We start from the raw sequence: 15544 nt of genomic DNA on the forward strand, positions 1-15544 counted from the left end.
CTCATGGTCCTAGGTACTTATTTTACAGATGCGTACCACTCATTGACTTCTTTGGTCATATCGGCTCCCCCAAGCGTATTCCAGTTCTCTACGAACTTGTCGAACTCATCAATCGAAGTGGCGCCCATAATGATTTTGACAAACACCTCGGTTTCCAGCGCTTTTAGTGTGGACTGCTTTTCCGCCATCGTTTGGGTAGGCGGTCCGGCAAACGCCTCAAGCATGAAATGGTCGTTCTCCAGGTACTTCACGCTATGCTGGAACACGCCGTCTTCCCCATAAATTTTAGGCCATCCCCATAGAGTGGTTTCTCCATTGTTGAAGGCTTCCATATTTTTCTGAATCGACAGTGCCTCGCCGGTTAGCTGATCCAAAGTTTTATTCTTACGCGCCTCCTCGATTTCCTGGAACGCATTCACGTTTTTAAATGGCGGGTAGGGTTGTACCGGCGAATATTTCCACACGCCTACACTGTCATTGGCGGAAGGCATATAATAATAATCGAAATCTCCGCTTTCTCCCCAGTTCAACTCAATGTGCAAATTAAACATTTTCACCAGGGCTTCCGGATTGGAAAATCCTTTTCTGACGACCCAGAACTCCGATGCGGCAAATTTCTGCGGTGACAGCACCGGTTCCCCGTCCACCGAAACCAAGGCGTAGCCTTTCCAATCTGCACCCGGATCGTTCTGATAGTTGCTGATGAGCGGGTACATCGGATTCCATTGTTGCCCGAACTCCATGCCCACCTTGCCGGCCGCTATCGTCTCAGCCACCTTGCCGCCGTCCTTAACTCCGAATTCCTTGTCGATTTCACCGGCCTTATACATCGAAGACAGCGCTTTCAATCCCTCCTTTACTTCAGGAAGCGTACTGCCCCAAACCAGATTTCCCGATCCGTCATCGATCCACATGTTCGGATACGCGTGGTAGCCGGCAAAAAAACCTTCCAGCCCCATGGCTCCGCCGTACAAATCCTTCGTAATTGCTAGACCGTAGGTGTCGTTGACCCCGTTCCCGTCCGGGTCCTGCGTGGTAAACGCTTTACTGATTGCAATCACATCATCCATCGTTTTGGGCTCTGAAAGCCCGAGTTTCTCTAACCAGTCGGCACGAAGCCAGATAAATACGCCGTCTCCGTATACCTCCGGCGGACCAAGCCCCATCATCTTACCATCAACCGTAGCGGCCTGAAGGACCGCAGGCCCTTGCACCGCGTACAGCTCCTTCATTTGGTCAGAAGCATATTCGTCCCAGTACGGTGTGAGATCCTCGATCATATCTGCTTCAGCCATCTGTTTCATTTGTGCGGCTGTGACTCGGATCATGTCCGGAATATCCCCGGATGTCAACGTTACGTTAACCTTTTGGGTATAAGCATCCCCGCCGCTGACCGTCCAATCGTATTTTACGTTGATTCCCAGTTTTTCCGAGAACGCTTTCAACCAGCGGTTGTCTTCCACTGTTTCGCCAGGTGTTTTGGGTATGATGTTATCCTGCATATCGTTGTCTACATCGCGGGCAAATCGAATCGTAAGCGGTTCTTCATATTTGCCGAACGGTCCTTCCGCTGCGGTGGCTCCCCCTTCAGATGATTTGCCTGAACTGCTTCCTGACGGATTGGTTGACTGTTGATTGTTTGAGTCGGAACTACATGCGGTGATCAATCCTGTTAAAAGTATTGTTGCTAAGATGAGGACGACTTTCGGGTAAACCCTTCGTTTCATGCTAATAACCCCCTTGAAATCGTTTTTGCCTTGAATCACGTTTCATTTTAACCCTGAAATTTAGGAATGAATACAGGCGAGCTGTTACATTTCTAACATTTGTTTACGCTTTTGTCTCACCCCATGCTCGCAGTTTTCAACAAGTTTAGCATTTCTTTACGACCTCGTTCGGGAGCATGAAATCGGGTTGAACCGTTAAAATGAAAGCGCTATAATGGAACATCGCAAGGAAGTTCACAGGTCTAGCAACATATATTTTTCCGAATGGAGAGGAAGGCTATGGCGTTACTGTTCATCGATTCAGGGCGGAAGTACGGAAAAATCAACAAAAATGTTTACGGGCATTTTTCAGAGCATTTGGGACGAGGTATTTATGGCAGCATTTATGTCGACGAAAACAGCCCCATTCCCAATATCCGCGGGATACGCACCGACGTTGTGGAGGCATTGCGGCATATCCGGGTGCCGGTGCTGCGCTGGCCCGGCGGATGCTTCGCTGAATATTACAATTGGAAAGACGGCGTAGGTGCTGAGCGCAAGCGCATCGTGAATGCAGGCTGGGGCGGCGTCGTGGAGGACAATTCATTCGGCACCCACGAGTTTTTGGATCTATGCGAGCAGATCGGCTGCTCGGCTTATATCGCCGCCAACGTCGGCTCCGGTACCCCTAGAGAAATGAGCGAATGGATTGAATACATGACCTTTGACGGAGACTCGCCAATGGCGAACTGGAGGCGCCAGAACGGCAGGCACGAACCGTGGAAGGTTGAATATGTCGGCATCGGAAATGAGAATTGGGGATGCGGCGGGCACATGCGGCCGGAATATTATGCCGATGTGTACAAGCAATTCAACACTTATGTTCGCAATTACGGCAATCATCGGATTTTCAGGGTTGCTTGCGGTGCCGACGGCAACGATTATGCCTGGACGGAAACCTTGATGCGCGAAGCGGGCACAAATATGGATGGATTGTCTCTGCATTATTACACCATGCCGGGATATTACAAATCTGACGAATATCCCGAGGAGCGCAAAGGTCCGGCTCTGGAGTTCGACAAGCCGACCTATTATCGCACCCTGCGCCGAGCGTTGTATATGGATGAATTAATTACCCGGCATAAACATGTCATGGATCGCTACGACCCCAATGGGAAGGTGTCGATCATTATCGACGAGTGGGGAACCTGGCACGAGGTGGAGCCTGGGACTCACCCGGCATTCTTGTTTCAGCAAAATGCGATGCGAGACGCCATTGTCGCCGGAGTGTCCCTGAATATATTTAACGCCCACAGCCATCGGGTTCAGATGGCCAATCTGGCGCAGCTGGTCAATGTGCTCCAATCGGTCATCCTGACGGAAGGCGAGGATATGGTGCTCACACCGACGTACCATGTATTCGATCTCTATAAAGGGCATCAAGATTCGACACGGATCGAAAGCTATATACAACCGCAGCTGACGGGGACGACCGAAGCCGAGGTGCCGGCTCTGCACGTCAGCGCATCGAAACGGGCGGACGGCCGCGTTCACGCGACAGTAGTGAACTTGTCCGCAGATGAGTCCCAGCAGCTCCTTTGCGTGTTAGATGGTCAAGCGTTTTCCTCTGCAGAAGTTCGTTACATTTCTGGGACCATGACGAGCCACAACGCGTTCGGACGTCCCCCGCAAGTCGAAATAAAAAAGATGCCGGTTATTCCAATTAAGGACAACCGTCTGGATATGCACCTTCCCGCCTGCTGCGTTGCTGAAATCGTGTTGTCTTAATGCATCCAGGCTAGCTAGTGGCCGAGTTCGTTGATTTGTCGATAGCTCCACTTCTCCCACACATGAAGCCGGATGGCTTCTTACTTGAGTCTTCTGAAAATGCTTGAATTTTGCTCTTTATTTGCATCATAAAATGCACCCCTAGAAATCATCGGAATAGCCAGGGGATTCCAATGTCTATTCTAAGGGGTGCACTTTATGGTCTGATACCGCCTTTGCCATTTACATTTCTTTATATACAAAATAATCAAAATCAGCGTGTTTCCGGGTCCCGCCAAGATCCTGCACGCAAAGACCGATGTAGGTTCCCGTAAACCGGATATATTCAGGAGATTCATCCGACAGATGCGTGATATCGAACCATCCGCCTGCCGGATGCCAGGACGGATCATCTTGTAACCCATAGTAAAAACAGGCACGGTCATGATCGATCACAACCTTTAACCGGATCCCGTTCACCGGTTTCAGCGTGATATCATCCAGCAGCTCGTCGTATATCCCGTATCGGGACTGAATGATTCCGAGGCACAGTCCCTTCTCTTCGTGATACGTTACCCGTAAATAGAGATAGTCTTTCGTGTCGTAATACAGAATCAGCCCTGCCATTTGCTGCGGATGGTCCGGTGCAAACTCCAGACAAGTTTCGGCTTCACACGCAAAAGCCTGCAGTCTTCGCGCGACCATGCTCTGCCTGTGCGTCGAGCTCATTGACTCCATGCCGCGCAGGCGCAAGCAACCGGGACGTTCCGTAAGGCTCAGCCACGTCGAGTCCGGCGGTATACGAAGCGTATTCCAATCGCTCCGAAGCATGGGTTGATCAAAGTGGTCCATTTTCGGTGCCGGTTCAAAAGGGTGTGGCATAATTTTCGGTGCAGGCACCTGAACTTCGGGGTAGCGGTCACCGCTCGCAAGCCGCAGCCAGCCGTCCTCGCTCCAAACACATTGCTGCAGAGCCGTCTCACGGCCAAGTGTGCAAAATTGTCCATTGACAGGCCGGCCGACCAGGTGGGCCATGTACCATTCGCCGGTGTGCGTCTCGACGAGGCTGCCGTGACCGGCCTTCTGGAGCATTAAATCCGGCCTGCCGTATGAAGTCAGGATCGGATTGGCAGGATCGACCTCATAAGGTCCCTGTAACATGCGGGAGCGTGCTACCGTCACCGCATGCTCGTAACCGGTTCCCCCTTCAGCCGTTATTAAATAATAAAAATCCTTATATTTGTACAGATGCGGCGCTTCCGTCAGCCCTAATTCCGTGCCTTTGAATATGTTAACGGCGGGCCCTATCAGCTTCTGTTCCTGAACGGAAAATTCCTGGAGCACGATGCCCGAGAACCGGTTCTTTCCCTTACGGTGATCCCAAATCATATTGACCAGCCACTTGCGTCCGTCCTCATCATGGAATAAGGATGGATCGAATCCGCTGCTGTTCAAATATACCGGCTCGGACCACGGGCCTTCGATATCCTTTGCCGTCACAAGATAATTATGGGTATCTTTAAAAGCGCCGATCCGGCTTTTGACATCCGTGTAAATCAGGTAAAACACGCCGTTGTCATAGCTAAGGCAGGGAGCCCATACTCCTCCGGAATCGATGTTGCCCTCCATATGCAGCTGCGAAGTCCGGCTAAGCGGAGATTGTATCGGCTTCCAATGAACCAGGTCCCGGGAATGGTGAATCCGTACACCCGGGAACCATTCGAAGGTGGACGTGGCGATATAATAATCTTCCCCCGCCCGGCAAATGGACGGATCGGGATGAAAACCGCGAAGAACGGGGTTCGTGATCATATTCATTTAAGTTCCCTCCGGTATGAAAATGATGATTGTACAAAATGGTTGATTTCAGTGCCAGCCCAGTACTTTTTTGCCGGCTTCCAGAGCGGTTATGATCCGTTCCACGTCGTACACATTCCCTCTCCATGTCCCTCCGCTGACGGACTGCAGCGCAGCCCACAGCCTGGTGTCATCCGGCAGAGCTTCATCCGGCCGCATATCCGGATGGAAGGGCCTCTGTGCAAGGATGAGAGCTCCCTCCTCCGGCGAAACCTCGATATCCCCTTCACCGACAAAGTTCATGCTGCCTTCCAGCGTGTTGCGATCCACGACGATATCGATCAAGTCACCGTTCCGAAGCTTGCCGATCGGCCCGCCTGCCAGTGCTTCAGGGCCAACGTGGCCAATGCACGCCCCGGTGGAAACACCGGAAAACCGGGCATCTGTAATGAGCGATACGTATTTGCCGAAAGACAAATGCTTCAGCGCAGACGTAAGTTGGTAAGTCTCCTCCATCCCGGTCCCTGACGGCCCCCGCCCGAGAAGTACGACCACGTCGCCTGCCAGAACACCGCCGGTCTTAATTGCACGGATCGCTTCGCGTTCGGTTGTAAACACTTTTGCTCTACCTTTGTGACGATACACGCCTTGGTTATCCAGTACCGTAGGGTCGATCGATGTGGATTTGATCACAGAGCCCTCCGGAGCGATATTCCCTGTTGGAAATGTCACGGTAGAGGTAATGCCAAGACGCTGCGAATACTCAACGCTCATAATGACACTGTCCGGATCTATCCCGTCCTTCTCCTTCAGCTGCTTCCGCAGCAGATGACGGCGTTCCGACGATTCCCACCAGTCGAGAACCTCGCTCAGCGTCGTACCTGTTACGGTAAGCACGGACTCATCCAGTACGCCAAGCTGCCTAAGGTGAAGCATCACTTCGGGCACGCCTCCAGCCTGAAACACCCGAATGGTCGGGTGGAAGATCGGGCCGTTCGGCAGGGCGCTGACCAGTCTCGGCACATGTTTGTTGACCTGGATCCAGTCCTGCACCGCAGGCACGTTTAAACCGGCTGCATGGGCAATGGCGGGAATGTGCAGCAGCAGGTTGGTAGAGCCGCCGAATGCGGCATGAACAGCCATCGCATTGCGAATCGCCGCATCGGTGACAACGTCCGCCATTCTCAGCCCATTGGACTCCATCGCCATCAGTGCGCGTGAGGATTGGCGCGCCATTTCGATCCAGATCGGCTGCCCGGAAGGTGCAAGTGCGGCATGCGGCACCGTCATTCCCATCGCCTCGGCGACGACCTGGGCCGTTGCTGCCGTGCCCAGGAACTGGCAGCCTCCCCCCGGTGTAGCACATGCCCGGCAGCCGAGCTCCGCCGCCGCTTCCAGGGAGAGCTCGCCGCTGACGTACCGTGCGCCGATCGTCTGAATTTTGCCGGCGTCCTCTCCATCGACAGGCGGAAGGGTGACGCCCCCGGGAACGATTACTCCCGGCAGCTGCGGCATTCCCGCAAGCGCTAACATCATCGCCGGCAGACCTTTGTCACAAGTGGCGACGCCGATCACGCCTTTACGCGTCGGCAGGGAGCGAATCAATCTGCGGAACACGAGCGCGGCATCGTTCCTGTACGGGAGCGAGTCGAACATGCCTGTCGTGCCCTGTGATCTGCCGTCACAGGGGTCGCTGACATAGCCGGCAAACGGAATTCCGCCGCGGTCCGATATCTCTTCCGCCGCGGCTTTCATGAGCAGACCGACCTCCCAGTGGCCCGTGTGGTAACCGAGGGCTGCAGGACTGCCGTCCTCATTGCGAATTCCGCCCTGCGTGCTCAGGATCAGAAACTGTTTTCCGTTCAATTCCCCAGGCTTCCAGCCCATTCCGACATTCTGGGACATGCCGAACAAGTCGCCGCTCGGAGCGTTCCGCAGCAAATCATCCGTTAAAGGCAGCCGTCCCGCTGCCCCCGGAGCTTGTGCTGTAATATCGAAACGGCTTGAGTCAATCTCTCCCATTATCGACATAATCTGATCGTGCATGGCACCCTCCCGCAGCTTATGACTTCACGAAGACCGTTTTGATAGAAGTGAAAAACTCGATCGCTGCTTGACCCTGTTCCCTGGAATGCGAGCTTGACATCTTCATCCCGCCGAACGGCGCCTGCAGCTCTACACCGGCCGTTTCCGCATTGATCCTGACCAATCCGGCATCCATATCCCGGATGAAAGACAGCATTGCCCCGACATTTTGCGTATAGATGGAGGCACTCAAGCCAAAGTCGCTGTCATTGGCCGTCTCTATGGCTTCCTCTAGGGAATCCACCGCGATCAATGCAAGCACAGGACCGAAGATTTCTTCCCGGGCTATGGACATATGCGGTTCGACACCCTCAAATACGGTTGGCTGGACATAGAATCCCTCTTCAAGTCCTGGACCGTCCGCTCTTTTTCCGCCGGTCAGCAGCACGGCACCTTCATCCTGCCCTTTATGAATATAGTTCAGCACCGTTTCGAGCTGTCCTTCGTTCGCGCACGGTCCCATCCAGCTTTCGGAAGACATGCCGTCGCCCAACCGGATCTCCCGAATTTGCGACAGGAGCTTTTCTTTAAAGGCTTCATATACTTTCCGCTCAACAATGACCCGGCTGGTGGCGGTGCATTTTTGGCCGGTGGATTTCAAGCCGCCGCTGATGGTGGCCTCGACTGCCAAGTCCAGGTCCGCATCTGCCGCGATAATGATCGGATTTTTGCCGCCCATTTCAAGCTGATACTTGGCTCCCCGCCCCAAAGCGGCGGCGCCGACCCGTTTTCCGACTTCGTTGGAACCTGTGAACGTAATCCCGTTGACATCCGGATGCTCGGAAAGCGCAGATCCGATCACCGATCCTCTGCCGCATACAAGATTGAGAACCCCTGCCGGAATTCCCGCTTCCTCAAAGCATTCGATGATTTTGGCTGCCGTGACCGCCGTTTCCTGTGCGGGCTTTAGCACAACCGTATTGCCATATATCAATGCCGGGGCCGTCTTCCAAATCGGAATCGCTACGGGAAAATTCCATGGGGCAATGACGCCCACGACGCCAAGCGGTACGCGGGTCGTAAACATCAGCGCTTCGCTGTCCGTGGAAGGAATGACATCGCCGATTTTTCGCATCCCTTCGCCGGCGTAATACCTTAGGATCGCGACGCCGCGCATCGTCTCTCCCTTAGCTTCTGCGAGCGTTTTTCCCATTTCCCTCGTCATCGCCTCGGCGACCTCGTCGGCCCGGCGTTCCAGCACATTCGCCGCCTTGTACAGAACATTGCCGCGTTCCGAGCCTGTTAATCGCCGCCAGGCTCGGCCTGCTGCTTTGGCCGCTGCGACAGCACGGTTCAGATCCTCTATACCGGAAACCGGTACATACCCGACTACCTCATTCCGGTTTGCCGGATTGATGCTGGGTTCGGTTTCTCCGGACGCCGCCTTCATCCATTCTCCGTTGATATAGTTCCTGTATACTTGCTCTCCTTGAAATACCGTCATGGAAACACGTCCTCCTTATTCAAAACTAGTTTGATAAAACAGGGTTCACCAGCGTACCGATACTGCTGATTGAAATTTCAATCCGGTCCCCGGGCTCAAGCGTGAACTCATTAGGCGGCACAATGCTTGTGCCTGTCAAAAGCACCGTACCGTCAAACAAATCATTGTCTTTTGCCAGGAAGGAGACCAGTTCATCCAGCTTTCGGTTTAATTCACTCGTACTGGCCTCGCTCTTAACGACCATGCGCCCCTCGCGGTAAATTTCGCAGACGATGCTGAATGCATATGGATTCTGCACCGTTTCCGCAAGCCGGATGGCCGGTCCGATGGAGCAGGATTTGCGCCATATTTTCGCTTGCGGCAAATACAGCGGGTTCTCCCCTTCGATATCGCGGCAGCTCATGTCATTGCCGACGATATATCCCACAATGCTGCCATCTGCGCCAAGCACCAATCCCAGCTCAGGCTCAGGGATCTGCCATGTGGAATCACTGCGCAGCGTGACGGCCTCGTTCGGTCCGATGGTGCGGGCGGCCGTGGATTTGAAAAAGATTTCCGGCCTCTCAGCCTCATAAACTTTGTCGTAAAATGTCTCCGCATCCAGTTTTCCATCCGTAGCTTCATAATTACGTGCTTCGCGGCTTCGTTGATATGTAACGCCTGCCGCCCATACCTCCGGTGCTTCCACTGGCGTGACAAGGTGCAGAGAAGTCCAGTCACCAGCCAACTCATTCGCAGGGATAAAAGCGCTTTCAACCAGTTGGACAGGAGAGATCCCGCGCTCCCTGGCTTGATGGATCAAGGTCATAAAATCCGGCTGCGGCAGACGATAGGCTGCTTCATCATCCGTAACGGCTGCCAGCCGCTTCTGTTGTCCGTCCAGAAATCGAATAATTCTCATTCAGGCTTGCCCCCATTTCTTCCCCTTCGGGTTGATATTACTACCATAGCACCACCGATCGTCTATGACGATGCGCTAATCTCTACGACGATTTACCCTTTTCACGCATGATTTTTCTGTTAAGATGAGTCTAACCGTTACTGGAAAACAGGACATACCGAGGAGGTTTGCTGTGACCAAGTTTTCCGAAGCCGTATATTTAGGCCGTCTGCCCGATGTTCGCATGTCTTTTCAATTATTGGGGCTGCATGCAAGAAAAGTGGGTTCCCGCTGGACTTATCCGTCCCACGAGCATTCCATGTACGAAATTCATTGGATGATGGACGGAGAGATGAATATGGTGGTAAATGGACAGCTGTACAAGCAGTCCGTTGGGGACTTGTTGTTCATCCGCCCCGGTATGACGCATTCCTGCACTGGCGCCGGTCCGCAAGGTTTCACTTACTTTTCCGTCCATTTCAGCGTTCACGATACATCCTTTTGCAGAGAACTCAACCGCTGCAAGGACATTTATTATCCGGCTGATTCGGTTTTAGCCCAGGGACTGTCTTCTTCTCTCTCTACACTCTACAGTCTGGCCACAGAGCACTTATCCAGCCCGCTGCCGGCCTTCAAACAGATGAGAGTCCACGCTGCCGTATTCGAACTGCTCGGCTCCCTGGTCGGACAGCTGTCTCAGACCCCATCCGTCACCTTATCGAAAAAAGAAGCTATCGCCCGTCAGATCGCCGAGCAAATTGAAGACTCCGTAAGATATATCCATCTTCACGGTGAAATTCAGGAGACCGAGCGAACCTGGATCCATGACATCGCCAAGTCGCTGAACCTTAGTCCGTCGCAGGTGAATCGGATCTTTCGTGAAGTGTACGGCAAAGCACCGCGCAAGTTCTTGTCAGAAACCCTTTTGGGCGAAGCTCAGCGGCTGTTAAAGCAAACGGATTTAAGCATGGACCATATCGCGATGATGCTAGGATATAAGACCAATGCGCATTTCAGCCGCCAGTTCAAGCGGTGGACGGGGATGGCGCCCAGTGAATACAGAAACCGAGTCCAGCAGCAGTCATTAGATGATGAGCCGGATCCGTAACCTCATTAAGAATGCGTATCACGAGCAATAAAGTTAGCTGATGATCACTCATCCCTTTTCTTGGTGAACATGTAGGAGCGGCCGGCTTCCCCCGTAAACGAAACAGGGTCAAGTCCAGGTGCTTGTAAACGGCATGGACCGGAGACTGAGCAGGACACGACCACTTCAGTAACCTGTCCCTTCGTCCAGGTGAAATTCAAGGTGAAGCCGCCACGTGCCCGCAGCCCTCTGACTTCCCCATCGCTCCAGCTGTTAGGCAAAGCAGGCAGCAAACGGATCAAACCAGCGTGGCTTTGCAGCAGCATCTCGGCAATGCCCGCCGTGCCGCCGAAATTACCATCGATTTGAAACGGCGGATGGTTGTCGAAAAGGTTAGGCAGCGTAGAGTGGTGAAGCATCGCTCTTACGTTTTCGTAAGCTTTGTCGGAATCCAACAGTCGTGCCCAGAAGTTGATGATCCACGCCCGGCTCCAGCCGGTGTGTCCGCCGCCGTTAGCCAACCTTCGTTCCAAAGTCGTCCGAGCCGCTGCGGCGAGCTCCGGCGTGGAATCCACGTTCATGCCTTCGCCCGGATAAAGCGCAAACAGATGGGAGATGTGGCGATGTCCCGGTTCCACTTCCTCGTAATCCTCCATCCACTCCTGAATTTGCCCATATTTGCCGATCTGCGGTTTGGGCAGCCGCTTCAAAGCGGCAGCGAGCTCCTCGCGGAACGCCTCATCCCGCCCGAAAATTTCCGCACTCTGCATGCAGGCATCAAACAGCGCTTCGATGATCTGGAAATCCATCGTGGCCCCTGTGCACAGCACCCCCGTCTCGCCGTTTGGCAGCTTATAGCGGTTCTCCGGGGAAACGGAAGGGCAAGTCACGAGCCGCCCTTCGCCGTCCTCGATCAAATAATCGAGCAGGAACAACGCCGCCTCCTTCATCGTCTCGTATGCCCGCGCCAGAAAATATCGGTCCTGACCGAATCGGTAATGCTCCCACAGATGCAGGCACAGCCAGGCGGCGCCCATCGGCCAGAAGGAAGCAGGAAGGTACGTATCCTGCGGGGCCGTGTCCGCCCAAATATCCGTATTGTGATGCGCGGTGAAGCCCCGGCAGCCGTACATGACGCCGGCCGTAACCCGCCCGGGCTCCCGCATCCGTTCGATCAGCTCGAACAACGGCTCGTGGCATTCGGCCAAATTGCAGTTTTCCGCATGCCAATAATTCATCTGCGCATTGATATTGATCGTGAATTTGCTGTCCCACGGCGGAGTAAAGCTGTCGTTCCAGATGCCTTGAAGATTCGCGGGCAAAGAGCCCGGCCGGCTGGAGGCAATGAGCAGGTAGCGCCCGAATTGAAAATAGGTCGCGATCAGGCCGTGGTCTTCCTCGCCGTGTTGGAACCGCTTCAACCGTTCGTCGGTCGGGAGCGCGGCTTTGTCCGGATTCTCGGGCAGCTTCAGTTCGACCCGTCCGTACAGCTCGCGGTAATCGGCGACATGCCGGGCTAACAGCTCGGCATACGGAACTCGGCTCAACTCCTCCAGCCGCCGTTTGCCGTCAAGCTCCGGGTCGGGATGCCGGAACGTCGTTCCGGCGGCAAGCAGCAATGTGACCGAGCTTGCGCCGTCCACTAGCAAATACTCGCCAAGCGTGCGGCAGACGCCGCCTTCCGGGACCGCCTTCAAGACGGCGCTGAAGGAGCTGCCTCCTTCGCCGCCGCAATCCCCGCGCATGACCAGCCCGCTCGCCTCCCATTTGTCCGTCTTCTCCACGTACCTCCAGTTCCGGCGGTTGAACCGGGCTTTGAACGTGACCGCCTCCTGCTTGTCGGCGGTGATGCGGATGACGACCGCCTGATCCGGATAACTGGCAAACAGCTCGCGCGTATACCTGATCCCGCCGATCCGATAGCTGACGCGGGATACACCGCGCTCCAAATCAAGCTCCCGCATGTAATCCTCGGCAAGCTGGCCATGCTGGCCGAACGACAGCAGCAGATCGCCGAGCGGCACATAGTGCCGCTGCGCTTCGGGCAGCCCCGCCATCGTCATCGCCGCCAGCTCCTCCGCTTCCTGCAGCCTGCCTTCCATAATCAGCTTGCGGATCTCGGGCAAATGGGGCAGCGCATCTTCGTTGTTGCGGTCGCGCGGGCCCCCGTACCACACCGAATCCTCGTTAAGCTGCAGCTTCTCCTCGGCCGTGCCGCCGAAGATCATCGCGCCCAGCCGGCCGTTTCCGATCGGCAGCGCCTCATTCCATTCGGCCGCCGGTTTCCTATACCACAAGCGATGCTTCAGTTCCATGCCATTCAAACTTGTCATGCTTCTCCTCCAATCCGCTATCGCAATTTGAACTAGTTCAGCTCCACCAACGCCTTGATCACCTTCGATTCCGGCAAGAGCCAGCTGTCGAAGTTGTCGATCATGTCCTCGAGCGAGCTTCGGTGGGTAATGTAATGCCGATGTCAATGCAGCCGCCGGTTATGGCCGCAATCACCCGCTCGAAGTCCTCCCGCGTCGCATTTCGGCTGCCCTGCACCGTCATTTCGCACGCGTGAAAATCGGGATCGTTAAAGGTAATCGTGCTTTTTACCAACCCGACAAACGTCAAGGAACCGCCATGGCCGACGAGCCCAAAGGCGCTTTCCATCGACGAGGCGCTGCCCGTACGGCCGTTTCGCTTAATTTCAGAATGAATTCGGTTTCCTCGATCGTCGGCGCAGCCTGAACAAGAATCGTATGGCCGATGCCGTGTCTCTGCAAATGCAGTTTGAGACCGGAAGGCAAATAGTCGCGGTAAAGCACCGGAATTTCGGGCGTCATCCATCCGTAATCGTTGCGTTCGATTTTCCAAAAATGCTGATGGGCGTCAATGCGCATCGAACACAACCTCCATTCCACCTTGTTGCAACATCCGATAACAGAATAGAAATTGCCGAATCCCGCATATTTGTACCTTTTTTTGATGTCACGGTCCCAAATCGAAGATCACTTAAACGCCGAACTTTAAAAATAAGGAAGACAAGAGCCCCGCGTCCTGAGCAAAGACTCCTGCCTCCAAGCCGGGCTTATCGGGCCACGGTTTATTTCGATATTGTCGATGAATCGTAAGCAGCCTGCATGATTTCAATATAACGCGGCATGTTCAGACCCTCCAGCCCTTTCACGTAATCATCCCAATCCTTATCCAGGCTCTTGGCACCGGTGATGAACAGCAAGGCGTTCTGGTCAATATAGTCCTTGATGTTCGTCTGCATCATGCTGGCTTCGTCGGCAACCAGCGGGTCGACCCATAGCGCCCAGTGCGGGAAGATATCTTGCGGCTCCTTGCCTTCCATCAATAGCGTTGCCTCGTACAGGCGGCGTTCGTAACCGTCATCGGCGTAAATATCTGTGCCCTGAACCTCGGCATCGCGGTATGCCCGGTGATGGTTATATTGGGTTAATGCTCCCCAATTGTCATTGCGGGGCTGCTCCCCGGGTTCAAGCGGGATCGCTTTATAGAGCGGCTCCACTTTATCGTTCAGCGCGATTTCTCCATCCTGCGGCTTGCGCCAGCTTTTGCCTTCTTCACCGAGGTAGGAAAGCATCGCGCCTTCTTGCGTGTAGAAATAGTCCAGCATTTGAATGGCGGCAATTTGGGCCTCTTTGCTCGCTTTATTCGTCAGGACGAAGGATGCGCCCGGATCTATCGGATAGTTGAATGTTGCATAATCGGCATGCGGTCCTCGCAAAGGCGAAAGCGGGTTATAGTCCTTGCTGTACGGCGCGTCTTCTCCCGTCGTCAGGAACAAGGCGGGATGCATGCCGGCCCCGGCGCCCAACAGCTGTGCGTCCGCGTTATCCCCGATTTTTTTGTACGCGCCTGCATTTTGCGTAAAGGCTCCCGGGTCAATGAGCCCCCCATCATAAAGCGATTTGATGTAGGCCAGCGCTTCCCGCCATTCCGGTTTGTTCGCGGCGGTGTCTACCTGGCCCTCCTTCATGATGAGATATGTTCTGTCGTCGTTGTATATAAAGCCGTTCATAAGGTAAGGGATTACGTGAACGCCGAAATTTTCGACGGATCCGCTGAGCGGCACTTCGTCCGCCTTGCCGTTGCCGTTCGGATCCTGTGTCTTGAAGGCCTCGAGAACCGCTTTGAATTCTTCCGGCGTCGTCGGCTGCGCAAGCCCGAGCTGATCAAGCCACTTCGTATTGATCCACATTTTATTCGGGTAGGAGCAGTGGAAGCATTCGTTTAAGCCGGTCAAGCCGTAAATGTTGCCATCCGGCGCGGTGTTCATTGCTCTATAATAATCGTTGTTCTCCAGCACTTCCTTAATGTGCGGAGCATGCTCATCGATCAGGTCGTTCAGCGGGATGATTACCCCCTGCTGTCCGAACTTCAATAAGTCCGTCTGCGAGAAACGGTCTACCCATGGAATAAGCATATACAAATCCGGATAGTCGCCGGACGCGAGCGAGATTTGCCGTTTTTCGGCCGCGCCGTCAAACGGAACGGTTGTCCAATTGAATTTGATGCCGAATTGCTCTTCCATTTTTTTCGTAAACTTGTTGGTTTTCAGATCCATATCCGATCCTTGATGGGCAAAAACGTTGATCGTTACCTTCTCGCCGGAGTCCGGCATGCCGCCTTCCTTCCCTGCGCTTCCCGGGTTGTCATTTCCGCCGGAGCATCCGGCAAGCACAAAACTAAGCATCAGTATGAGAACAAGCAGACGAGTTGCTGTTTTTCTCAAATCAATCTCCCCCTCATGAATTGGT

At 54.1% G+C, this 15544-nt stretch carries 10 protein-coding genes and 1 pseudogene; 2 read left to right on the top strand and 9 right to left on the bottom strand.

Features of this window, described 5'->3' with window-relative positions; genetic code table 11:
* Nucleotides 1-17 precede the first annotated feature (17 nt).
* Nucleotides 18-1727, bottom strand: a complete 1710-nt coding sequence (locus MHH82_RS16625; protein ID WP_015735499.1) for an extracellular solute-binding protein — start codon at nucleotides 1725-1727, stop codon at nucleotides 18-20.
* Between the two features lie 279 nt (nucleotides 1728-2006).
* Between MHH82_RS16625 and MHH82_RS16630 the strand changes: the two genes are divergently transcribed.
* Complete coding sequence (locus MHH82_RS16630) at nucleotides 2007-3494, top strand: alpha-N-arabinofuranosidase (RefSeq protein ID WP_340966865.1); 1488 nt, start codon at nucleotides 2007-2009, stop codon at nucleotides 3492-3494.
* A gap of 222 nt (nucleotides 3495-3716) precedes the next feature.
* Here the strand turns inward: MHH82_RS16630 and MHH82_RS16635 are convergent, their stop codons facing one another.
* Genes MHH82_RS16635 through MHH82_RS16650 form a run of 4 tightly spaced genes read right to left on the bottom strand, consistent with a single transcriptional unit; the run spans nucleotide 3717 to nucleotide 9700 of the window.
* Entirely contained in the window at nucleotides 3717-5291 is a 1575-nt protein-coding gene (locus tag MHH82_RS16635; RefSeq protein WP_015735501.1) for a glycoside hydrolase family 43 protein, read from the bottom strand.
* A gap of 48 nt (nucleotides 5292-5339) precedes the next feature.
* On the bottom strand, nucleotides 5340-7316 hold the full coding sequence (locus MHH82_RS16640; protein WP_340966867.1) for a YjhG/YagF family D-xylonate dehydratase: 1977 nt from the start codon (nucleotides 7314-7316) through the stop codon (nucleotides 5340-5342).
* 16 nt (nucleotides 7317-7332) lie between these two features.
* Nucleotides 7333-8799: an alpha-ketoglutaric semialdehyde dehydrogenase GucD gene (gene gucD, locus MHH82_RS16645; RefSeq protein WP_340966869.1), complete on the bottom strand. Its 1467-nt coding sequence runs from the start codon at nucleotides 8797-8799 to the stop codon at nucleotides 7333-7335.
* Between the two features lie 25 nt (nucleotides 8800-8824).
* Nucleotides 8825-9700, bottom strand: coding sequence for a fumarylacetoacetate hydrolase family protein (locus tag MHH82_RS16650; RefSeq protein WP_251496157.1), 876 nt, complete (start codon nucleotides 9698-9700; stop codon nucleotides 8825-8827).
* A 172-nt stretch (nucleotides 9701-9872) separates the two neighbouring features.
* Between MHH82_RS16650 and MHH82_RS16655 the strand changes: the two genes are divergently transcribed.
* Nucleotides 9873-10787, top strand: coding sequence for an AraC family transcriptional regulator (locus MHH82_RS16655; RefSeq protein WP_145036611.1), 915 nt, complete (start codon nucleotides 9873-9875; stop codon nucleotides 10785-10787).
* Between the two features lie 44 nt (nucleotides 10788-10831).
* Here the strand turns inward: MHH82_RS16655 and MHH82_RS16660 are convergent, their stop codons facing one another.
* The 4 genes and pseudogenes from MHH82_RS16660 to MHH82_RS16675 form a co-directional block, all read right to left on the bottom strand.
* Nucleotides 10832-13099, bottom strand: a complete 2268-nt coding sequence (locus MHH82_RS16660) for a glycoside hydrolase family 95 protein (RefSeq protein ID WP_251496161.1) — start codon at nucleotides 13097-13099, stop codon at nucleotides 10832-10834.
* Between the two features lie 100 nt (nucleotides 13100-13199).
* Nucleotides 13200-13427 carry a hypothetical protein gene (locus MHH82_RS16665; protein WP_144374251.1) on the bottom strand — a complete coding sequence of 76 codons (228 nt, stop codon included), beginning with the start codon at nucleotides 13425-13427 and terminating at the stop codon, nucleotides 13200-13202.
* 26 nt (nucleotides 13428-13453) lie between these two features.
* A pseudogene (locus MHH82_RS16670) lies at nucleotides 13454-13657 on the bottom strand (amidohydrolase family protein); the annotation flags it as partial.
* A gap of 203 nt (nucleotides 13658-13860) precedes the next feature.
* The gene (locus tag MHH82_RS16675) at nucleotides 13861-15519 is read right to left on the bottom strand and encodes an ABC transporter substrate-binding protein (protein ID WP_340966875.1); all 1659 of its coding nucleotides are present in this window, start codon (nucleotides 15517-15519) and stop codon (nucleotides 13861-13863) included.
* Nucleotides 15520-15544: the final 25 nt, after the last annotated feature.

Source organism: Bacillus sp. FSL K6-6540 (assembly GCF_038007545.1).